Annotated in this window: 20 protein-coding genes and 1 pseudogene; 7 read left to right on the plus strand and 14 right to left on the minus strand. The window is 51.7% G+C overall.

Going from position 1 to position 21,345, the window contains the following annotated elements:
- Window positions 1–24: 24 nt before the first annotated feature.
- Window positions 25–159 carry a hypothetical protein gene (locus HGO41_RS25740; protein ID WP_285427123.1) on the minus strand — a complete coding sequence of 45 codons (135 nt, stop codon included), beginning with the start codon at window positions 157–159 and terminating at the stop codon, window positions 25–27.
- Window positions 160–229: 70 nt separating this feature from the next.
- Here HGO41_RS25740 and HGO41_RS02000 point away from each other — a divergent pair, with 70 nt between their 5' ends.
- Window positions 230–712, plus strand: coding sequence for a MarR family winged helix-turn-helix transcriptional regulator (locus HGO41_RS02000; protein ID WP_013574957.1), 483 nt, complete (start codon window positions 230–232; stop codon window positions 710–712).
- Between the two features lie 98 nt (window positions 713–810).
- Here the strand turns inward: HGO41_RS02000 and HGO41_RS02005 are convergent.
- Window positions 811–954 (minus strand): annotated as a pseudogene (locus HGO41_RS02005) (TolC family protein); the annotation flags it as partial.
- A 42-nt stretch (window positions 955–996) separates the two neighbouring features.
- Here HGO41_RS02005 and HGO41_RS02010 point away from each other — a divergent pair.
- Window positions 997–1,200: a hypothetical protein gene (locus HGO41_RS02010; RefSeq protein ID WP_015689645.1), complete on the plus strand. Its 204-nt coding sequence runs from the start codon at window positions 997–999 to the stop codon at window positions 1,198–1,200.
- Between the two features lie 21 nt (window positions 1,201–1,221).
- Here HGO41_RS02010 and HGO41_RS02015 read toward each other — a convergent pair whose 3' ends face one another.
- Entirely contained in the window at window positions 1,222–2,277 is a 1,056-nt protein-coding gene (locus HGO41_RS02015; RefSeq protein ID WP_013574956.1) for an SDR family oxidoreductase, read from the minus strand.
- 97 nt (window positions 2,278–2,374) lie between these two features.
- Here HGO41_RS02015 and HGO41_RS02020 point away from each other — a divergent pair, with 97 nt between their 5' ends.
- Complete coding sequence (locus tag HGO41_RS02020) at window positions 2,375–3,271, plus strand: LysR family transcriptional regulator (RefSeq protein ID WP_250980719.1); 897 nt, start codon at window positions 2,375–2,377, stop codon at window positions 3,269–3,271.
- 324 nt (window positions 3,272–3,595) lie between these two features.
- On the opposite strand, the gene HGO41_RS02025 is transcribed toward HGO41_RS02020, so the two are convergent.
- Genes HGO41_RS02025 through HGO41_RS02035 form a run of 3 tightly spaced genes read right to left on the minus strand, consistent with a single transcriptional unit; the run spans window position 3,596 to window position 6,308 of the window.
- Window positions 3,596–4,024: a cyclophilin-like fold protein gene (locus HGO41_RS02025; protein ID WP_232829671.1), complete on the minus strand. Its 429-nt coding sequence runs from the start codon at window positions 4,022–4,024 to the stop codon at window positions 3,596–3,598.
- Window positions 4,025–4,072: 48 nt separating this feature from the next.
- Window positions 4,073–5,101, minus strand: a complete 1,029-nt coding sequence (locus tag HGO41_RS02030; protein ID WP_250980720.1) for an alpha/beta hydrolase — start codon at window positions 5,099–5,101, stop codon at window positions 4,073–4,075.
- Window positions 5,102–5,111: 10 nt separating this feature from the next.
- On the minus strand, window positions 5,112–6,308 hold the full coding sequence (locus tag HGO41_RS02035; RefSeq protein ID WP_250980721.1) for an MFS transporter: 1,197 nt from the start codon (window positions 6,306–6,308) through the stop codon (window positions 5,112–5,114).
- A gap of 229 nt (window positions 6,309–6,537) precedes the next feature.
- On the opposite strand from HGO41_RS02035, the gene HGO41_RS02040 reads away from it, so the two are divergent.
- Window positions 6,538–7,428 (plus strand): LysR family transcriptional regulator, encoded by an 891-nt coding sequence (locus HGO41_RS02040; RefSeq protein WP_250980722.1) that lies wholly within the window; start codon window positions 6,538–6,540, stop codon window positions 7,426–7,428.
- Window positions 7,429–7,514: 86 nt separating this feature from the next.
- Here HGO41_RS02040 and HGO41_RS02045 read toward each other — a convergent pair whose 3' ends face one another.
- A complete protein-coding gene (locus HGO41_RS02045) occupies window positions 7,515–8,027 on the minus strand; it encodes a GNAT family N-acetyltransferase (RefSeq protein WP_121019462.1) in 513 nt (170 codons plus the stop codon).
- A 54-nt stretch (window positions 8,028–8,081) separates the two neighbouring features.
- Window positions 8,082–8,954, minus strand: coding sequence for a LysR family transcriptional regulator (locus tag HGO41_RS02050; RefSeq protein WP_037035909.1), 873 nt, complete (start codon window positions 8,952–8,954; stop codon window positions 8,082–8,084).
- Between the two features lie 120 nt (window positions 8,955–9,074).
- Between HGO41_RS02050 and HGO41_RS02055 the strand changes: the two genes are divergently transcribed.
- Together HGO41_RS02055 and sacB are read left to right on the plus strand one after the other, a co-directional pair.
- Window positions 9,075–10,253 (plus strand): multidrug effflux MFS transporter, encoded by a 1,179-nt coding sequence (locus tag HGO41_RS02055; protein WP_250980723.1) that lies wholly within the window; start codon window positions 9,075–9,077, stop codon window positions 10,251–10,253.
- Between the two features lie 299 nt (window positions 10,254–10,552).
- Window positions 10,553–11,800, plus strand: a complete 1,248-nt coding sequence (gene sacB, locus HGO41_RS02060) for a levansucrase (protein WP_217218096.1) — start codon at window positions 10,553–10,555, stop codon at window positions 11,798–11,800.
- Between the two features lie 95 nt (window positions 11,801–11,895).
- On the opposite strand, the gene HGO41_RS02065 is transcribed toward sacB, so the two are convergent.
- The 4 genes from HGO41_RS02065 to HGO41_RS02080 all read right to left on the minus strand — a co-directional run bounded on the left by HGO41_RS02065 (window position 11,896) and on the right by HGO41_RS02080 (window position 17,200).
- Window positions 11,896–12,684 carry an alpha/beta fold hydrolase gene (locus tag HGO41_RS02065; RefSeq protein WP_121019465.1) on the minus strand — a complete coding sequence of 263 codons (789 nt, stop codon included), beginning with the start codon at window positions 12,682–12,684 and terminating at the stop codon, window positions 11,896–11,898.
- A gap of 111 nt (window positions 12,685–12,795) precedes the next feature.
- A complete protein-coding gene (locus HGO41_RS02070; RefSeq protein WP_250980724.1) occupies window positions 12,796–15,870 on the minus strand; it encodes an efflux RND transporter permease subunit in 3,075 nt (1,024 codons plus the stop codon).
- Window positions 15,867–17,009, minus strand: coding sequence for an efflux RND transporter periplasmic adaptor subunit (locus tag HGO41_RS02075; protein ID WP_250980725.1), 1,143 nt, complete (start codon window positions 17,007–17,009; stop codon window positions 15,867–15,869). The genes HGO41_RS02070 and HGO41_RS02075 overlap by 4 nt, the downstream gene beginning before the upstream one ends.
- 26 nt (window positions 17,010–17,035) lie before the next feature.
- Window positions 17,036–17,200 (minus strand): hypothetical protein, encoded by a 165-nt coding sequence (locus tag HGO41_RS02080; RefSeq protein WP_013574943.1) that lies wholly within the window; start codon window positions 17,198–17,200, stop codon window positions 17,036–17,038.
- A 140-nt stretch (window positions 17,201–17,340) separates the two neighbouring features.
- On the opposite strand from HGO41_RS02080, the gene HGO41_RS02085 reads away from it, so the two are divergent.
- Window positions 17,341–18,126: a MipA/OmpV family protein gene (locus tag HGO41_RS02085; protein WP_112151765.1), complete on the plus strand. Its 786-nt coding sequence runs from the start codon at window positions 17,341–17,343 to the stop codon at window positions 18,124–18,126.
- A 291-nt stretch (window positions 18,127–18,417) separates the two neighbouring features.
- On the opposite strand, the gene HGO41_RS02090 is transcribed toward HGO41_RS02085, so the two are convergent.
- Together HGO41_RS02090 and HGO41_RS02095 are read right to left on the minus strand one after the other, a co-directional pair.
- A complete protein-coding gene (locus HGO41_RS02090; protein WP_112197739.1) occupies window positions 18,418–19,770 on the minus strand; it encodes a carbohydrate porin in 1,353 nt (450 codons plus the stop codon).
- A 123-nt stretch (window positions 19,771–19,893) separates the two neighbouring features.
- Entirely contained in the window at window positions 19,894–21,327 is a 1,434-nt protein-coding gene (locus tag HGO41_RS02095) for a glycoside hydrolase family 32 protein (RefSeq protein ID WP_112197740.1), read from the minus strand.
- Window positions 21,328–21,345: the final 18 nt, after the last annotated feature.

The raw sequence follows: 21,345 nt of genomic DNA on the forward strand, positions 1-21,345 counted from the left end.
ATATCACTCCTGAATTAATTGCAGTCAATAGAGTATGGCACTGGCTACTTCAGGGAGGGGCGTCCATAACATCACTATATGCTGCTCATCTCCCTGAGGGTCCATGAAATCACCGTAAATCGGCGTTTCGCCTTTGCCATTAACAAGTGCTGCTTTCATTAAGTTCACCTTTAGCTCAAGAAATATATGTGTACAATGCACACATTATTCCCACTCCCGGATGCCGTCAATGAAAAGAGTGCAAAATACACATAAACCCGATTATTTTGATGATTTACATGATACGTTGCTGGCTATCGTCGGTGCTTTCAATCGGCCGCAACGTGATGAAATAATGATAAAAAACTCCGGTATTAATATTGACCGTGCATTATTTCCACTGCTGGTCCTGATAGGCCGCTTTGGCCCTATAGGTGTAGGAGAACTCGCTGATCGGGTGGGGCGGGATTATACGACGGTAAGCCGTCAGGTAACTAAACTCGGGCAAATGGGCCTAACCCATCGACAGAGAAATGTTAAAGATAAGCGAATTAACGAAGCGGTCGTTACGCCTGAAGGAAAAATGATGACCGATAAAATCGATCACACGCGAGCACTCATTTATAACGACATCTTCAATAGCTGGCCGGACAATGACCGCGTCGAATTCGAAAGATTATTGAAAAACTTCGTTCATGATTTTAATGCATTGGAACCCATTAAGTCCGTTTGATCCGGACTTATGAATATGCAGGCGAAGTGCGCAATAAACTTAGCCTGCACGTAAACAGCCGTACATGGCAGGGTCCGCTAGTCTACAGCTCCACGCTCCTACCCTCCTCCCAAGGCCTTGTAAAGGGTAATAAGACTGTTTTGCTGCGAAAGTCTGCTCTGAATCAGAGACTGTTGCGCAGAGAATAATGTCCGCTGCGCATCCAGCACATTCAGGTAGTCCGTCGCACCGTTAGCATAGCGATGGCTCATCACCATTCCCAACCCTACCGTGATGTGTTGAGCATGTCTGACTCATTCAAAGGCACTTGCGCTGAACGCCTGCGTCAGCGGCTTCTCTTTGCCTTTGAGAAAATATCAAAGGACAAAAAAATCCAGCAAATGCTGCGCTTGTCTTTGACTGAGGGTGTACGTCTTCCGGAAATTGTTGATCGTCATTATGACGAATTCGTAGAGCCTCTGGCAGGAGCAATAGGCAGCTTAATCTGAAATATGCTGCCCGGTGCTTTGTCAGGGGATAATGCGTGCCGCTCTCAGTTGCGTGAACAGGCTGAAAAACATTTCGTGGGTGGCCTGCATACGGGTAAAGCCTGCCCGGCGCAGCTTGCTGCCATCACCAAACATGTCGTAATCCCAACCAAACACAAAATCTGCAAAACTCCCGTCGTTCAGCTGTAAAATGTCAGTTTCCATCAACCGCTGCCCGGCAAGTTCACGCCATGTCGTGCGGTAGTCCTTAAACAACTGATGAAATGACAGCCGGACCGGCGGTGCGTATTCCAGCTCAAACCAGCGCGCGATATGCGGCCAGAGCTCGCTCCAGCGCCAGATGTCACCGTTATTCACGTTGAAAGCCTGGTTCTCTGCCGCAGGCGAGGTTGCAGCCCACAATGTCGCCTCTGCCAGCAACCCGGCGTCAGTATGATCAACGATGCTATGCCAGGTTTGTTCTGAACCGGGAAAGCGGAGAGGTAAATCCTGAGCCTTACACAGCGACGCATACAGTGCGATGCTCATTGCAAGATTCATGGCATTGCCGGGCACCGCGCTGCCAACCACACCCGGCCTGATTGCATTCCAGTGCCACGTTTTCCCACGCTGAAAATGGCTGAGCCATGTGAGCTGAGCCGCGTTAAATTCTGCGCCGGGTATGGCGGGATCGCTTTCACGCGCCGGGGTTTTGAACGGTCCAAGATGTGCGCCATAAACTTTGTATCCTTGCATCAGGCTTACAATCTGGAGGGGTGCCGTTTTCTCAATGTTACTGACCAGATTGCGCAACATGGTGACGTTCGGTTCAACCATTTCTGTCCAGTTCGCGGCGTTCACCCAGGCGCTGTAAAAAATATGGGTGATGCGGCTGAGTGGTTGCAGTGCCTGCGCGCTGTTTTGCGCATCCAGTAAATCGACGTTTACAACCTGAATATTATCAGGGTGAGATAATGCATTGCGGCTCAGCCCGATAACCTCCCACTCATTTTGCAGAAGTGTTTTGACAAGCTGGCTGCCGACAATACCGCTGGCGCCGGCGACCAGCGCGACCTTTTGTTGCTGCGTCTTATTCATGGTGTTTCTCCAGAGAAGGTGACAGATACAGTGTGATATATTATTTTTTTCACACATATCCCATGAAACTGATGGCACTTATAAGCAGAATCATTAAATGAATAATAAGCTCAATGCCATTGCCACCTTTCTGCGCGTAGCACAAGCAGGCTCTTTTTCTGCAGCCGCCCGCCAGAGCGGTATGAAGCAATCTGCGGTCAGTCAGCAGATTGCCGCACTTGAGGAGGAGCTCGGTGTGGTATTGCTGCATCGTACAACGCGTGTGATGGCGCTTACTGAGCAGGGAGAAAGTTACCGGCGTGATATGCAGCTTTTGCTGGAGGCCATGCGGGAAGCAGAAAGGCGTCTGAACCCTGCCGATCACCACTGGCATGGCAGGGTTCATGTGCAATTGCCGAGCGGGCTGGGCCAGCTCTTTTTACCCCATCTGCTGACGCTTCAGAAAATGAACTCAGGATTGCACCTTACGCTTTCACTTGATGACCGCATCGCCGATCTTGTCACTGAAGGGGTGGATGTCGCGCTGCGCTTGACCCATGAGCCTCCGCAAACGCATGCGGCGCGCGTGCTGGCACGTATTGAAACGGCGCTTTTTGCCGCCCCCGGTTTTAAACCGGTTCATTCTGTGAGTGAGCTGGCGGCACATCCACATGTGCGATTCAGCGGCATCGCGCCGGAGGCACCACTACGGTTAGTTTCTGATAGTGAAACTATCGACATCAAAGTTAATACCGTGTTCCGGGCTAATACCAGTGAAGCGCTGTTACAGGCGATAGAGTCAGGCATGGGTATCGGTGGCATGCAGCTACCGCTCGCGGCCAGGGCTTTGCAAGCCGGTACGCTGGTTCCGGTCTTACCCGCCTACCGGTTACCTGATCGCTTCCTCTATGCGGTCTACCCGGACGCCCGCTTTATCCCGCAGAGGGTCAGAAGCATTATCACTGTAATCGAACAATTACTGCCTGAGATGACGGGGCCTTTACGCATTCTATAATGCTTTTTTCATAAAAATACGGCTCGTGCCTTCCGGTTGACAGTCAATACGCCCAACCCCTTCCCTCCCATCAACATGAACTCCCCCACAAACGCCGGCTTCAATTCAGAGAGTGGAAGACCCTCACTGTGGGTAACGCGCTGATTGACGCATTTATTGACCGGGGCTCATGCGATCTGGCAAAGGAATTTGCGTTCCCTTTAACCTGGCTCATAGACATGGTGATGGCGGGACTGCGCGCGGGGGCACCGCTACGCTCTGTTTCTCAATAGACGACGGCAAAGCGTGCATGCAGAAACTTCCTGCGATATCAATATCGTTGTATTACTGTCTGCTGAACTCTACCTCTATTTTATCTGTATCCCCCATCGCGGGGAGTGTCCCGGGATTTACAACGTTCCCGATGGGGGTGTAGCGATATGAAGAGTCAAATGAGGCATAGAATAAAACCAACGTTTGCGTTCCGTACAACATGAGATCACCGGCATGAAGGGTCCCCGGCTGCACCGGGCTGGAAGGCAAGCTATGAGGCAGTTCGGCAAATTTCTCGTTACCATTTAACTCAGTCATTTCGAGTTGCAGAGGTAACATATTAACAAAGGATTTAGCCGCCGGATTGTCGTGAATTCTGACTTCAAATGGTTGGCCATTAATGATCATTCTCGCCTTCATGACGTTATCCTTACGCAGTGTGGTGTCGGCATGGCTTGCAAAAGCGCACACCCAAAGCAGGCTCGTGAGTAAATATTTCACATGACCTCCGGAAGAGCAGCCACACCCGGCAGGATGTGGCTTTGGCGTTTAACTGAGGTGAGTTTTAAAGAATGACGCCAGCTTGGCGAAAGGGATCAAATCGGTACGGTCATACAAATCGACATGGCCAGCACCCGGGACGATATACAACTCTTTCGGCTGTCCGGCACGTTTGTAGGCATCTTCGCTGAATTCCTTCGAATGCGCCTGGTCGCCGGTGATGAAAAGCATCGGGCGCGGAGAAATCGTTTCGATATCATTGAACGGATAGAAGTTCATAAACTTCCCTATGCTGCTCAGCATCGGTTTTGTTGTCAGCTCTTCTTTCTCGCCCTGTGGCGTATAACCCCCCCGTGATGTGCGATAGAAATCGAAGAATTCCCGCTGAACCGCAGAGGTTGAATCATCGAGCTTGTTCACGGTTCCGGGAATATAGGCAATATCGCCGCCTTTAAACTCGACCAGCCGTTGTTCTGTAGCCGACTTAATAAACGCTTTGCGCTGTTCAGGCGTCACGGAATGATTAAGACCATTACGGAACACAGACCCCATGTCATACATGCTGACGGTGGCAATGGCCTTCATTCTCGGGTCAATTTTGGCTGCACTGATAACGAAGCTGCCGCTACCACAGATACCCAGTGCACCAATTCTCTGCGGATCAACATAAGGCTGAGTGCTGAGATAATCGACTGCAGCACTAAAGTCATCCGCATAGATTTCAGGGGAAATCAGATGACCGGGTTTGCCGTCACTCTCCCCCCAGAAGGAAAGATCAATCGCCAGCGTCACGAACCCTTGTTCCGCCAGTTTCTGGGCATACAAATTTGAGCTTTGTTCTTTCACCGCCCCCATCGGATGACCAATGACAATAGCGGGATGCTGCACGTTTTGCTTCATCCCTTTCGGTATAAACAAATTACCGACGACTTTCATTTGATACTGGTTTTTAAAGGTCACTTTTTGCCGGGTGACCCTATCGCTTTGGTAAAAGTTATCTGCTCCGTTAGACATATCGGCTCCTGTCGCAGCAAATGAGCTGATTAACAGCCCTAACAGCAGGGTAAATACTTTCATTGATGAATCCTCAGTGGGTTGGATGGATATCTTTACGTGACGTTAATAAAGCCAGGGCAGCCGCGATGACGAGTAAAATGGCACTGATGAGAAAAGTGCTTTGATAACCACTATGGTCAAAGGCAAAACCCCCGAGAGTGGAGCCCATGGCGATTGACAGTTGCACGATGGCGACCATAAGACCTCCGCCCGCCTCCGCATCTTCCGGCAGGGTTCTGGCAATCCATGTCCACCATCCGGTGGGGGCCGCCGTGGCGATTAATCCCCACAACCCCAGCAACGGCGCAACGACCCATACACTGTTTCCAAAAGCAATCAGCGCCCCGGCGATTGCAGCCATCAGCAAGGGAATGGTGATAAGTGTGGGATAAAAGGCGGTCTTCAAAAACGTGCCAATCACCAGGGTGCCGATAAAGCCCGCCATACCGATGGTCAGCAAAATGAGCGACAGCGTGGTGATATTTACCTGCGTGACTGTCTCGAGGAACGGGCGCAAATAGGTGAATAAGGAAAACTGCCCCATAAAGAACAATCCGCAGGCGGTAAGGCCAGCGGCCACAAGCGGGTTAGCAAAAAGACGAAAAACATTGGCAGTCCTCTTATCGGCTTTCTCCGTGGTCATTGCAGGCAGGCTGAACCACTGCCATATAAAGGCAATGACCGCCACCGGAACGATGCAAAAGAACGCCCCGCGCCAGCCGATGACAGACCCGAGATAACTCCCCAGCGGAGCGGCTATAACGGTTGCCAGCGCGTTACCGCCGTTAAAAATAGCCAGTGCACGGGGAACCCGATGCGCCGGAACCAGGCGAATAGCCGTAGCGGCAGAAAGTGACCAGAATCCTCCGATCGCGATACCAATTAATGCGCGGCCCACCATGTAAATCAGATAACCGGGTGCCAGCGCGATAATTGCACCGGAAACGGCCATCAGCAACGTCATGCTCAGCAGCAATACCTTGCGGTTGAGTGTTCCGGCCAGCGCAGAAATGGAGAGACTGGTCAGTACCGCAAACAGACCGGAAATCGCGATCCCCTGCCCCACGCGTCCCTCACTGACACCTAAATCGGCTGATATCGGCGTCAGCAAGCTCACAGGCATAAATTCCGAAGCGATGAGCGCAAAGACGCATAACGTCATCGCGAAAACCCCGCTCCAGTAAGCGTGCTCTTTTTGACGTTTTGTATGACTCGGCAATGCGGACATAAATAGTAATTCCCAATAATCCAGGGTTATTTGCACACCCGCTGAACGCTATTCGCAGAAATAACGTAAAAAATAAAACGTGAAATAAAGATGAAAAAATAAGAGCGTTAATCTTCCCTCGCGGAATAAGCTCTTGTTGAAAATTTTACACGCGGTGTGCATCATTACTAGCTAATGGATACTGAATGGGCTTATAAGCATTACTTATTAATAAGGCGGGAAGAACTTTATGAAACGCAACCTGAACGATCTTCTTTATTTTATTACGGTTGCCCGTGAAAGCAGCTTCACCCGCGCCGCTGCAAAGCTGGGCGTCACCCAATCCGCACTGAGCCAGGCGATTTCGGCACTTGAAGAGGATATGCAAATTCGCCTGCTGACGCGTACAACCCGTAGCGTATCGCCGACCTCTGCCGGAGAACGGTTGCTACTGACCATAGGCGATCATGTTGATGGCATACTCGCCGAGTTAGACATGCTGACTGAGATGCGTGATAAACCCGCAGGAACTGTTCGCATCACCTGCGGCCCCCATGTTCTGAAAACCATACTGTTGCCCAAATTATCGCCTCTGCTGAAACACTATCCGGATATCAGACTGGAGTTTGATGCTAACCACGGTTTTCGCAACATCGTCGCCGACAGGTTTGACGCGGGTGTCCGTCTGGGTGACACCATCGATAAGGATATGATTGCGATACCGATTAGCCCGAAGTTGCAAATGGCTGCGGTTGCATCGCCTGAGTATTTTGCTACCCAGGCGATGCCGCAGACGCCACACGACCTTCTCCAGCACAACTGCATTAATATGCGGCAAGCGACGTCAGGGGGACTTTACGTCTGGGAGTTCGACAATGAAGAAGGCCCGGTAAATGTCCGGGTTACCGGGCAACTGACGTTTAATACGTCAGCACACATGGTGGACGCGGCATTAGCCGGGCTTGGCATTGCTTTTCTGCCGGAAGAAGAGTTTGAATCACATATTGAGGAGGGGCGCCTGATACGCGTACTTGAACCGTGGTGCCAGCCATTTCCCGGCTATTACCTGTATTATCCCAGCCGTAAGCAACCCTCACCCGCATTTTCACTGGTCGCTGATGCCTTACGCCACAAGGCATAGAAAAGCCCTCGGGCCTTCAGGCAACGATGAGCGAAGAGATGACCAGGTCTTGTTATGTTAGCCAGTGGCAGGCCGACATATGGCGTCTAAATTTCCATGCCCATGATGTGCAACTTACTTATCTGTGATTCCGTTCTGAATTCAGTATCAGTTATGTGTCGCATGCCTGAAGCTTCATAGAATTTACGAGCGCGATCGTTTTTCTCTCTCACCGAAAGCCACAAAAATTTCTTATCTTGCTTTTGCGCAGCTGTAACGATTTCTTTAAATATTTCTTTTCCAAAGTGTTTACCCGTCGCTTCCGGTGCAAGATAAAGCCGGTCAAGCGATACCCCAGAAATAGCCGTTCCCGGAATCGTATTGATCCACGTGAGTTTGGCAAATCCAACCGGTTTATCGTTTTGCGCCAGAAACCAGCAAACTTTTGGATCCCTTAGTCCGTCATTGAGTGCGGACAAAGAGAATTCACTTTCCAGATACGTATTCATTTCGCGCTCTGACAACCACATATGTCTGAAGTGCGCCGGATATATATTGAAAGCCAGTCTGCGCAACAGGCTGGCATCTACCGGGTGGGCGATTCGTGTATTGATGTTCATGCAGAAACCTTAAACCAGCAATAAATTGGAATGACTTAACATATCAAACTTACTTTAATAACGGTCGAACTCTTCAGCAAGGGTATTCATCACTGCCCTGACTCTTGCAGTGTGCGACAGATCCTGATGCATAACCAGCCAGACCTCATAAGGGCTTTTACGCGTTCTTTCTGGCCACAGGCGGATAAGTTCCGGGTACATTTTCGCAAGATAATCTGGCAGCTCACCCAGGGCCAGCCCTGCGCGAATAAACGTTGCTAACATCATGCTGGAGTCCAGCTCTGCCACTACGCGCCCTTTATGTCTCGGTTCTCCTGCCAGCAGTCCATCCTGAGAGCGCGTAATGCCTGACTGGTAAAGCGCGATACGGTGCCCGTCAAAGCCTTTGCCGGGTTCTGGTATGCCAAACCTGTCGATATACTTATGCGTCGCAAAAAGTCCCACCTCCCTGGAGGCCAGTTTACGGGTAATCAAATCGGGCTGTTCTGGCCGAATGGTGCGTACCGCTATATCCGCTTCGCGTCGGCCGATATCCAGCAGGCGTGTGGTGGTGGTCAGATTTACCCGAATATTGGGAAAGTTATGCTGTACGCGCTCGATTGCCGGTAAAACAAAATCAATGGCCAGCGAGTCAGTGGCAGTCACATGCACTTCTCCTTCAAGCCGGTCATCATCCCCGGAGCCGCGACGTTCAAAGCTGACCGTCAGGCGCTCAATCTCTTCTGCAAGTGAGAGTATTTTTCGCCCGCCAGCGGTCAGAACCCAGCCCTGACGGCTTTTTAAAAATAGTTTACTCCCCAATAATTTTTCAAGCGTATTGAGTCTGCGGCCTACGGTAGTCTGATCAACTGAAAGCTGCTCAGCCGCGCTGCGTAAAGTACCTGCGCGGTATACCGCCAGGAAAATCCGGACATCATCCCAGTTCATCGTTCCTCATGCTGCATTTTTGCAGGTATTGCCTGCATGATAATGCATTTAAGCAGGATGAAACAGACGTTAAGCTACGCACTTCTTCTGCTGATAACCCTTTTCAACACCGGAAATTTTATGCCTCGACTCTCTTTTATTATTACCGTTGCTATGCTGAGCGCGTTCGGTCTCATCGCGTCCGATATTTATCTTCCGGCGATGCCAGATATGGCACGCGAATTTGCGGTGGATCCATCGCGGATATCTCAGACCATTTCAGCCTATTTACTGGCACTGGCCATATGCCAGCTTTTTTACGGTCCGCTTGCAGATCGCTTTGGGCGAAAACCCGTACTGCTCGCTGGCATTGCGATTTACATTGGCGGATCGCTGGGATGTGCAATTGCTGAGAGCTATTCTTCTTTTCTGCTCTTTCGCCTGCTGCAAGGGGCAGGTGCAGCGGCTGGTCTCGTCATTGGTCGCACGCTGATCGCGGATACCTGTAATAAAGCCATTTCTGCCAGGGTCTACTCGGTCATCTATCCACTGGTCTCATTGTCACCTGCAATAGCACCAATGATAGGTGGACATCTCGCCGCCACATTTGGATGGCATACGGATTTCATTTTCGTCGCCATTTTCGGCATGGCTACCATGCTGATGATCATTTTCATGCGCGAGACGCGACCTGAAAATATCTCTGCTACGGCCTCGCCGTTTTCAGGATTTAGCGTTATTTGCGGCGATACGGGGTTCTGGCGTTATACGCTTATCGTCTGTTGCATCTACAGTGCATGGTTTATTTATCTGACTCAGTCTCCTTTTTTATTTGCGCAGCTCGGGATGAGTGAGGAGGCGCGAGGATGGCTCTATATTCCCTTAACGGCAGGTATTATCGGTGCCAATGTGTTAACGAAACGGCTTTTAAACTTCTGGCAATATGATCGCATTGTTACTGCCGGCATCATGTGTTTTGTGCTGGGTGGTCTGGCTTATGCCACAGTAATGTTTACGGCAGAAAAAGGGATTTTATCTATTTTGCTTCCTATGTGCCTGGTCAGTCTGGCAAACGGCTCCAGCCTTTCACTGGCAATATCCGGGGCAATCAGCAGCGGGCATGGTCATGCCGCCACGGCCTCCGGAATGATTGGTTTTATGCAGATAGGCAGCGCGGCTGTTTTTGCCAACTTCATAAGTGCAGAGTTTGGTTTCAGCCAGCCGGTACTGGGTTCTTCAGTTTTATTGCTGGCTCTCACCGCACTTGTGGCCTGCCGTAAACAGCGTATCCGGCGCCATCATATTCAATCCTCCCGTTGAGCCTCTGACCGGCTGTGAAGGTTGTAATGTTTATTTCTGTCTCGAAATAAGAGTAATTAATCAAAGTTTAAAATAGCGCATTATTTTCACTATTAATGAATTTCTTCAGGATTAAAAAATAACAGGTCATCAACGATGCAATTTTCTTCCCGCAAATACATATCCCGGAGTTTTATATAAATAATGTATAAATAATGGCACAACACTCATTGAGTGCATGCCTTTTTTGATCATGCCAATATTCTCACGACTTCAAACGTCAAACAGTATTAACATCTATTTAATTAAAGGATATTTGCATGACAAATTTAAATTATAAACCGACAATCTGGACACGTGCTGATGCTCTGAAGGTCAACGAAAATGACCCGACCACCACACAGCCTATTGTTAGCGCCGATTTTCCGGTTATGAGTGATGAAGTATTCATTTGGGATACGATGCCGCTTCGGTCATTAGACGGCACGGTGGTTTCTGTCGACGGATGGTCCGTTATTTTCACGCTGACAGCGCAGCGTAATAACAATAATTCAGAATATCTCGATGCAGACGGAAATTATGACATTACCAGTGACTGGAATAATCGCCACGGACGCGCCAAAATTTGTTACTGGTATTCCCGTACGGGTAAGGATTGGATTTTTGGTGGCCGCGTGATGGCAGAAGGTGTTTCCCCTACGACCCGCGAATGGGCAGGGACGCCAATTTTGCTTAATGAAGACGGCGACATTGATCTTTATTATACCTGTGTCACGCCAGGTGCGACCATTGCAAAAGTGAGAGGCAAAGTGCTGACCTCAGAAGAAGGCGTAACACTGGCCGGTTTCAACGAGGTTAAATCATTATTTTCAGCCGACGGCGTGTATTACCAGACTGAAAGCCAGAATCCATACTGGAACTTCAGGGATCCAAGCCCGTTTATCGATCCTCATGACGGTAAACTCTACATGGTGTTTGAAGGTAACGTGGCGGGTGAGCGGGGTTCTCACGTCATTGGCAAACAGGAAATGGGTACCCTTCCGCCGGACCATCGTGATGTGGGCAATGCAAGATACCAGGCGGGCTGTATTGGTATGGCCGTCGCCAAAGATCTTTCAGGAGATGAATGGGAAATTCTCCCTCCTCTGGTGACCGCTGTCGGCGTCAATGATCAAACCGAACGCCCTCATTTTGTCTTCCAGGATGGAAAATATTACCTGTTCACGATCAGTCATAAGTTTACCTATGCGGAGGGTCTGACGGGGCCTGATGGTGTTTACGGTTTCCTGAGTGATCGCCTTACCGGCCCTTATTCTCCGATGAACGGCTCCGGTTTGGTGTTAGGTAATCCACCTTCTCAGCCCTTCCAGACTTACTCGCACTGCGTAATGCCCAATGGCCTGGTGACATCTTTTATTGATAACGTTCCGACCACCGACGGTAATTATCGTATTGGCGGGACAGAGGCTCCTACCGTAAAAATTGTCCTGACCGGAAACCGTTCATTTGTAGAACGCGTGTTTGATTATGGGTATATCCCGCCGATGAAGAATATTATTTTAAATTAATGAGGTGATCTGCCTTTCCGCATACGCTTTGCGGAAAGGCAGTGCAACTGGATTAAAACGGCACCGGCCTCCCCGCTGACTGAACGATTAAAGATTTATATTGATTCCAAAATCCCTGCCAATACATCTCCCGGCCTTTCAAGCACGGCCAGGTGAGTTCTGGCATTCTCCAAACGTTTCACCTCAAAAAAATCATGCGCCATAGCGAAACGCTGTTGTAAAGCAAGGTATTCGTCGTTTCTGTCGAGGGAATAGATATGGGTAGCCTTCGGTGGATTTTTGAGTTTTTCAAGGCGCTGGAGTGGCGAACCGTATGTCTGATAGGCATCGGCGATCACCTGCCCTGCAAGTCGCCACAACGGGTAGCTGGATTCAGACATTTCGGTTTTGAAATGATGGATCATGGTGGGTGACTCGCTTCCTGCCAGCCAAAATTCGTACAGCTGGTTCCGTGCAGACTGCCAGCGTTCTTCATGCTGCATCTCGTTGATTGAAGTGAAAAACGCCGTTGCAGGATGATTCATGATCCAGTCAAGGAATATCACCGCAGGCACACGTTCTTTCAAACTTTCGGCCAAATCAACCGCTATCCAGCTGGCATGTGCAACGGAAACCGGTACTACGCGGGTCAGACCGAGATGGTCAATGAGTGTCAAAGCGTCTGTTAATAACGCCGCACCGTCAAAATCCTTGCCATCGGTCGATGATTTTCCATGACCACGCCAGTCAATAATGACAACACGGAAAAAAGCAGCGGCCAGTTCAGAGAAGTCCTTGAAGACAGTTTTTGGCTGGCACCAGCCTGGCATAAGGAACAGCGTTGTGTCACCCGTACCGATATCCTGATAATCGATATCGCCATGCTCTGTATGCAAAATAGGCATGTTTTCGCCCCGTAGTGAAGTGAGTGGATAACTAACCTATCCGATCCCTCACCAATTAAACAAGCATTTGCTTGTTTAAATAGCACTAATGTCTTATCTCACGAGAGATCGCTAACTGACCTTTTGATTAACGCGATTATTTTCGAACTGCATAATAAGACTCAGCGCAGCAGGCAAAACAGTCAGCGTGACGAAAGTGGCAACGATCAGCCCGCCGATAATCGCATAGGCCATCGGCCCCCAGAAAACCTGCTCAGCAATCGGGATCATTCCCAGTATGGCAGCGCACGCCGTGAGCAATATGGGCCGGGAACGGTGTTGTGCCGCCGCTTTGATGGCTTCATCGCGGTCAAGCCCCTCCCTGACGTTATTGTCCACTTCACTGATGAGGATCACCGCATTGCGGATAATCATGCCTGCTAATGCGATGATGCCGAGCAACGCAACAAATCCCATCGGCGTACCCGTCGGCAACATCGCCAGCACAATGCCAATCAGTCCGAATGGCGCCATGAACAACGCGAGAAGCATGCGGGAGAAGCGCTGCAACTGGACCATCAGCAGGATCAGCATAACAAACAGTGTGACCGGCAACACCGCGAACACCGAGCTGTTGCCTTTGTCCGACTCGTCCACCACACCGCCCTCCTCTATCGTATATTCCGGCGGTAAGCTTGCCCTGATACGTGAGACCAAAGGAGAGAGTTGTTGAGAAACAGCCTCTGCCCGCAGACCTGCAGCTAAATCCGTCTGTACCGTGATAAACGGCAGGCGCTGCCGACGCCAGATAACCGGGTCATCAACTCCCCAGACCGGCGTCGCCACCTGACTCAGGGGGATTTTCTGCCCGCTTGCCGTGGTGATCATCAGCCCGGACAGCGTGGTCAAATCCTGACGTTCGCGCTTATTCCCGCGCAGAACAACGTCAATCAGCCGGTTTTTATCCCTGACGGTGGTGACAACGCTGCCAGACCAGACAGTGTTGAGCAACGTGGCGAGACTTTCGGAAGAAACACCCGCCGCCCGTGCTGCGGTCTGATTCACCTGTAACGTGATGACCCGCTCAGGTTCACCGGCGGTCAGATTAACTTCGCGGGTCCGGGGACTGTTTCCGAGAACGCTGGCGAGGTGCTGCGCAATCTGCCTGACCTTCGCATAATCCGGTCCGCTGACGCGATATTTTACCGGCCAGCCGATCGGCGGCCCCAGTTCCAGCGGCGAAACGCGCGTCGTGATATCACTGAAATCCCGGGCCAAAATAGTGTCCAGTTGCGCACGTAACTTATCCCTGTCCTCCAGACTTTTGGCGACAACAACCAGTTGTGCCGTGTTCTCATCATCCAGTAACACGTCCATGGGCAGGTAAAACCGCACCGCGCCTGACCCCACGTAGGTAGAAAAATGATCTACGTTCGGATTGTCTTTCAGGGCGTGCTCCAGCCTCTCCGCCCGGCGTGCCGTGTCGCTTTGCGAAACGTTACCGGGAAGCGTAAGGCTGACCAGCAGTTCCGGGCGATCGGACGCCGGGAAAAATTCGCCCTGCATAAACGTGGTCGCATAAGCGGCAAGCCCTAACAAAAGGCAGGCGAAACTGAGAGTCGCCACGCGTCTTTGCAAAACCTGATTCAGCAGACGCTGATAGAAACGCATCAGTCTGCCCTGTTTTTCAGCGTGTGATGCCAGTTTCTCAGGTAACAGCCAGGTTCCGATCAGCGGTGAAAACAGAATGGCCACTACCCAGGAACATAAAAGCGCAATCAGCACCACGGCGAAGAGAGAATAGCAATACTCTCCCGCACTTGAGGCAGCAAAGCCTACCGGAATAAAGCCCGCTATCATCACCAGTGTGCCGGTCAGCATCGGGAAAGCAGTCGTTTCAAATGCGTAAGTTGCCGCCCGCCATTTAGAATCACCGGCCTCAATACGGGAGACCATCGCCTCGACGGTTATCATGGCATCGTCCACCAGCAGCCCCAGGGCGATGATTAACGCCCCCAGCGAAATACGTTGTAACCCGATGCCGGCAAGCATCATGCCAATAAACGTCATTGCCAGCACGATGGGGATCGCCGCAGCCACCACCAGCCCGGCACGGGTGCCTAATGAGACGAAGGACACCGCCAGCACAATAACCACAGCCTCAATCAATACACGGATAAAGCCGCTTACCGCCTGCGATACTACGGCCGACTGATCCGCGACTTTAACCATTTCAATGCCGTGCGGGAGCTGTGCGCTAATCACGGCCATCCGGTCACTCAGCGCCTTGCCAAAAGAAAGCATGTTGCCTGTAGAAGCCATGGAAATGGCGAGACCAATCGCGGGCTGACCGTTGACCCGGAATGCCGGTGACGGGGGCTCGGCATCCTGGCGGCTAATGGTCGCGATATCCGTCAGCGGAATGTAGCGCCCGGCAATATGCAGCGTCACAGCGCGCAAGCTTTGCTCCGACGTCAGTGCGCCGCTCACACGCAGGGCAATGTTTTCACGATCGCTTCGCAAGACCCCCGAAGGTTCTACCGCATTTTGAGCCTTCAGTGCATCGGTGATTTGCCGGAGATCCAGCCCCATTCCCGCCAGTTGTGCCGGTGAAAATGCGAGAACAATATTCTCCTCCTGGACGCCCAGCAGGCTGGCTTTTCCCATATCCGGCAGCGACATCAGACTGCGGCTGATATCATCGACCTTGTCACGAAGCTCACGCGGCGTGAAACCTTCCGCAGTAAAGCCATAAATGGTGCCAAAGGTGTCATCAAATTCGTCATCCACCGAGGGACCCTGCACACCTGCTGGCAGTGACGGCGCGATATCCTGCATCTTTTTGCGCACCTGATACCAGATACCCGCAACCTCTGCAGGTGGCGTGTTATCGCGAAGATTCACAAAAATAACCGATTGCCCGGCACGCGTTTCACTTTGCACAAAATCAAGATAAGGCGTTTCCTGCAGTTTTTTCTCCAGCGTATCGGTGACCAGATTAACCGTATCCTCCACGCTTGCCCCCGGCCAGCTCGCGGACACCACGGCAGTTTTAATGGTAAACGCCGGGTCTTCATTACGGGGGAGTTGCTCATAGCTGATGACACCCGCCGCCATTAACAGCAGCATAAAAAAGGCAATCAGCGACTGATGATTCAGCGCCCAGGCTGAAAGATTGAAGGCCCCGACCGGGGAAGACGGTTTCATTCGCTGTCCTCCCCGGGCATGACTTTTTCACCTTCACGAAGTTTACTCACACCGGCAATGACCACCCTTTCGCCAGGGTGTACACCGGCAGACAGGAATATTTCAGAGGTACTGTAACGCCCGATAACCACGGGCCGTAAATGCAGCGTCAGCGTTTTCTCATCAACAACAAAAACCGCCGGTTTATCACCGGATCGGGTCAGCGCAGAAGCAGGCAGTGCTGTCAGACGCGGACCTGACGCGTTAAGTGTCAGTTGAACACTGGCACCGAGTGCCATGGCCGGTGGCGGGTTATCGAGGGTGATGCGAAGGCGCCAGGTGCGGGTTTGCGGGTCGGCCTGCGGGCTGACGTCGCGGAAATGCCCCTGCGCAACCACGGAAGGGGCCGAAAGTAACGATATAGTAAACAGGCTGTCAGCTTGCTGAGGAACAGACTGGGGATCGGCCACATCAAATACGGCATCACGCAGGCTGCCACTGGCCAGGGTGATCACAGACTGTCCGGCACTGACCACTTGTCCTGCCGACGCGCTGACCTGGGTAATCACGCCGTCAGCCGGAGCCGTGAGTTTTGTCCAGGACACGTTTTCCTGCGCATTTTTGAGCGCATCTTCACTGCTCTGACGCTTCGCGCGGGCAGCCTGCCAGTCAGCTTGCGCACTATCAAGCTGCGAGCGTGCGATAGCCCCGGAAGGCATCAGTAACTGCATACGCCTGAGACTGAGCGCCGCAACCTGCTCTGCCGCGCGGGCACTGTTCAGATCAGCCTGCGCACTGCTGAACTGGTTGCGGCTGGTCTCGCTTTCTTGCGTGGCGAGAACCTGACCGGCGATCACACGATCCCCCACCTCAGCCTGCCGCGTCAGAATGCGCCCGTCCAGCCGGAACCCAAGCGTCACCTCTTCATGGGCGCGTATTTCACCCGTTTGAATCAGGGAACTCAAAGCAACAGGAGGCGGTGCGGAAATGGTACGCACCGGCCTGACAGAGGGCGCTTGTTTATGGGCTTTGTCACCACAACCTGTCAGCACAATGGCAACGATGATCAGACAGGCGGCGGGAATGAAGGGAAGCATCCGACCGGTAGCGGATAAATGGCGAACGGCGTGACGCGCATAATCGGTGAAGGTAACAGCCATGACAGTCTTCCTGAATTGAGATGTCGCTATTCAATCCAATCACTGTCCAGATTCCCGTAATATTTCATCAAGAAACCGTCAAGATGCGCACTTTTTTGCAAGATGGCTGACCGGCGCAGTGACAGCGGACGTGCAGCATGTAAATCAACATCGGCAACGTCCACCGCATCGTCGTCTTCAATAATCAGCATCTGCCTGGTCTCCATACAGGTCATCTTGACGGTTTCTTCATAATTCCCCGACAGTTTATTGACACTGCCTCTTCATACTTCGGGTTTCAGACGCGGCTGCAATCCGCTACGAACCAACGTTTAGGTGATGAGGAATCACAATGACATCCAGAAAACTAATGCTGCAGATGACCTGTTTCAGCCTGTCCGCCACAGTGCTGCAGGCAATGGCCGACAACACGCCCTCTGCGCCGACGTTTACCGTCGGCATGGGTGCACAAAGCGCGCCGCGCTACAGCGGTTCCGATCAGCGCCACTGGCTGGTCGGGCCGGTCATTCAGGCGCGCGATGGCGCCTTTTTCTTCGATTCGCTCAAAGGCGTGGGTTATGACCTGCAGGCGGATAACGGCCTGTATCTGGAACATACGCTGGGATACAGCCTCGGGCGGACAGACAAAAATTCCACCTGGCGGGATGGCTCGAATAAGCTCAAAGGCATGGGGAATATCGATGCGACCATGAATACCGCGCTCGCGGTGGGCTGGTCTGCAACGCCGTGGCTGTCTTTTGAAGGCAAAGCCACCCTGCCACTGACGGACGGGCAAGGTGTGCATTATCAGACTTCCGTCACGGTACTGCCGCTGCAAAACGACACTGACACTGTTGCACTTCAGTCGGCAGCGCTCTTTGGCGACCGGCGCTATATGAATACCTTTTATGGTGTGAGCCGCGAACAAAGCGACCGCACTGACTTCGCGCCTTATCAGTCGGCCGGGGGTTTCTATGGCGTGGACAGCAGCCTGACCTGGAGCCATCAGTTCACGTCCCACTGGGGCGGCGTTATCAGTGCCGATTACACCTGGCTGGACGACAAAGCCGGTAACAGCCCGATTGTCGTTAAGCGCGGCGGCACGACTTACAATTTGGGTGTGCTTTATACCTTCTGATGCAATGAACATGAACCTATGAAAAGTCGTCCCGAACGGCGACTTTTTCATAGGCCCAAAAACACAAAGTCACAACCTTTCTGATAATAAAGGCAGAACACATGAAAGGAGATATCGCAACGCTGGTTTCAATTATTTTGTTTTATATTTTCTCATACTATTGCGTCTTTTTGACGTTATCCCCTCCGCAATTCGGCGGTCATTTCCGGCATATTCTGGATGTCCTCTTAAACTGAAAAAATATATGTGTGATCACAGAAAAATAAGCGCACATTCCCGGGCTGGTGCTGTTTAGAAAAGATATTTAAAACGCACACGGGCACCATAACGGTCATCCGTATTACCGGTTTTTACCGACGGCGATTCCAGCCAGGAGGCATAAGCCCCAAGATAAATATTGAAGTCAGGCATATCCATGATATCAGGCAGGTGCCATGAGGAATGGATGGTGTGAATGTCATATTTTCCCGGCGCCAGAATCGCGCAGTCGCTGTCACAGTCACTGGCTACCCCGGCCATATTGAACTTGTCGATATTGTTGTGCGCATAGATGTAACCCAGTTCCACGCGGTGCCATAAGGCATTTATGCCTGCGCTGAAATCTTTTTCGTCAGCGGCGTCGAGATAAGCCGTACTCAGGTTAACAACCGCACCGTTTTCTGCATCGGTTTTAAGCGTGTTCCAGCTCATCGTCATGCCGTAACCGGTCCGGCCCGACTGGTCTACCCAAACACCCTGAGTATCCTGATATCCATAGGCATTGTTCACCAGGTTGCTTTCGACAGCGGCGGCAACCGACCACGCGCCGGATTGCCAGGCCACGACCGGGCGGGCATAAACCACATTTTTACGGTTATCTAACGCATTGCCGTGATAGTTATTGTCGACAAATAGCGAACTGCCATCCTCTATAAGCGTGTTGAATTCGAAATACCAGTTATCGAGTGTCTTACTGAGCAGGAAATTGCCGCCGCTGCTGCTGCGCCCGCGCCCCTCTTTCATCATGTAGATATAACCGTAACCGTCACTGTAGAGATCGTTGGCGGTATTACCGGAATACTCAATGAACGTATCCTGATTCAGCGGGAACATATCCCAGGCCTCGAAGCGACCTATTTTAATTTTCCAGTCATCCTGCTGACCAAAGAAAAATGCCGCATCGTCGAGATTCATTTTTCCGTTTATATCAGCCAGTGGCTGAACAGTGAATCCGGCATATTTTCCATTAACCCCGTTTCGCAGACCATCAAACCCCAGAAGAATACGACCATTCATATCCCAGCGTTCTTTATCTCCGGGCGCCCAGTTTTTATTTGTACTGGTTTTTACCGACGTCAGGCTACCCGTGCGGCTGGCACCGTCCATATTAAATTCAACGTCCCCGTAAAATTTAATATTACTATTCCCGCTGAGCTGAATAGCGGGAGTCGCGGGAACTGCGGGTGTATTGTTTACCACGGAGGATAATTGCTTCTCCTGCCTGAGTGCGCGAATTTCTGCCTCCGCACCCGCAGCGCGTTGCTCGGTGACTTTCAGCCGCTGCTCCATTTGTTCCAGCCGTTGTTCGAGGGAAAGCGTATCCTGTGCATTGGCTACTGAGGTACATACAGACGTCAACATACATCCGACCCAGATTTTATTCATCGGAAAAGACCTTCTTATTATTGATATTAGTGTGTCATTTTTTGTATAAATACAGCCCGAAGATAAACGCAGTAATAACCCGCCCATCATCAAAGACGGGTTATTCGCGACGCTGAACAGAATTTATTCCAGCTGCCAGGCTCCGGCATCGGATAATGTTGCCGTTCCATGCCAGGCAAATAAATTTAATTCTCGGTGACCGGCATCAGGATATATCCGGCTACTGAGGCAGGCCTGGCCGTCATTAACAAATACCTCGACGGATGAGCTGTCGATAAACACACGTAAAGCCAGAGGAGCGCCGGGCACTAACGGTACGCTACGCGTGCCACATAATCCGTACTGCGGATAGCGGCGTTCCAGCACCAGACGCTGCATCTGGGTATCAACATAGACACGTAAACCGTCCCCCAGGCTAAGTCCATACTGCTCCGCATCACTGCGTGCGCCATCCCAGTGAAGCGCAACTTCCATCGACTCCCCTTTTTCCGCCATCAGGATCTGCTGATTTTTCAAGGTACTGACAGGCCACGGGAACCAGGCCTGACGCAGGGCTTCCACCTCTTTCGCGGGACGCATCTGCAGACGATTGTTCTCATCAAGACTCAGCTCACGCGGCAGAGACAGCATCCCGGCCCAGCCGTCCTGTTGCTCCGGCATCGGCGACTCCCACATAGCCAGCCAGCCAATCACGATGCGGCGGCCATCCGGCGTCAGGAAACTCTGCGGGGCATAGAAGTCGTGCCCGTGATCCATTTCAATAAATTCTCCTGTACGAACAAACGGCTCGCCGGGCTGCCAGTCCCCCACCAGATAACCGCTCTGGAACAGATTACGGTTCTCAAAACCCTGCGCGGCTATCCCCTGCGGAGAAAACATCAGGACGCGTTTACCATTAAGGGTAAAGAAATCAGGGCACTCCCACATAAAGCCCATACCGGCTTCTGCCTCATCCAGGATCCCTTCATCCTGCCACTGACGCAGGTCGGCTGAACGATACAACCGTATTTGCCCGGTATCGCCAACGCGCGCACCGACGACCATGTACCAGCTATCCCCTTCGCGCCAGACCTTAGGGTCGCGGAAATGATGCAAGTCCGCCGGGGTATCGATAATGATCCCCTCACGTTTAAAGTGAATACCATCGCCACTGGTTGCCAGGCACTGCACCTGATAAAGGTTTTCGTCATTACCGGCGTCGCCGTGAAATTTATGCCCGGTGTAAATCAGCGCCAGGGTATCGCCATCCACCACCGCCGAACCCGAAAAACAGCCGTCTTTGTCTTCCGGTCCTTCCGGGGCCAGTGCAACGGGCAAGTGCTCCCAGTGAAGCAAATCTTTGCTCCGCGCATGTCCCCAGTGCATCGGTCCCCACTGGGTGGAATACGGATGATGCTGATAAAAAGCGTGATACCAACCCTCAAACCAGATCAGGCCATTAGGATCGTTAATCCAGCCAGCCCTCGCGGCCAGGTGATAGCGCGGGTACCAGCGCAGATTTACCCTCCCGTGCTTAGCCTGAAGTTCCTGTTCAGCATGAGCAATTGTATACGTCATCGTTTTCTCTCTTTTCAA

Origin of the sequence: Rahnella sp. CG8, assembly GCF_023701875.1 — a bacterium.
GTDB classification, from domain to species: Bacteria; Pseudomonadota; Gammaproteobacteria; order Enterobacterales; family Enterobacteriaceae; genus Rahnella; species Rahnella aceris.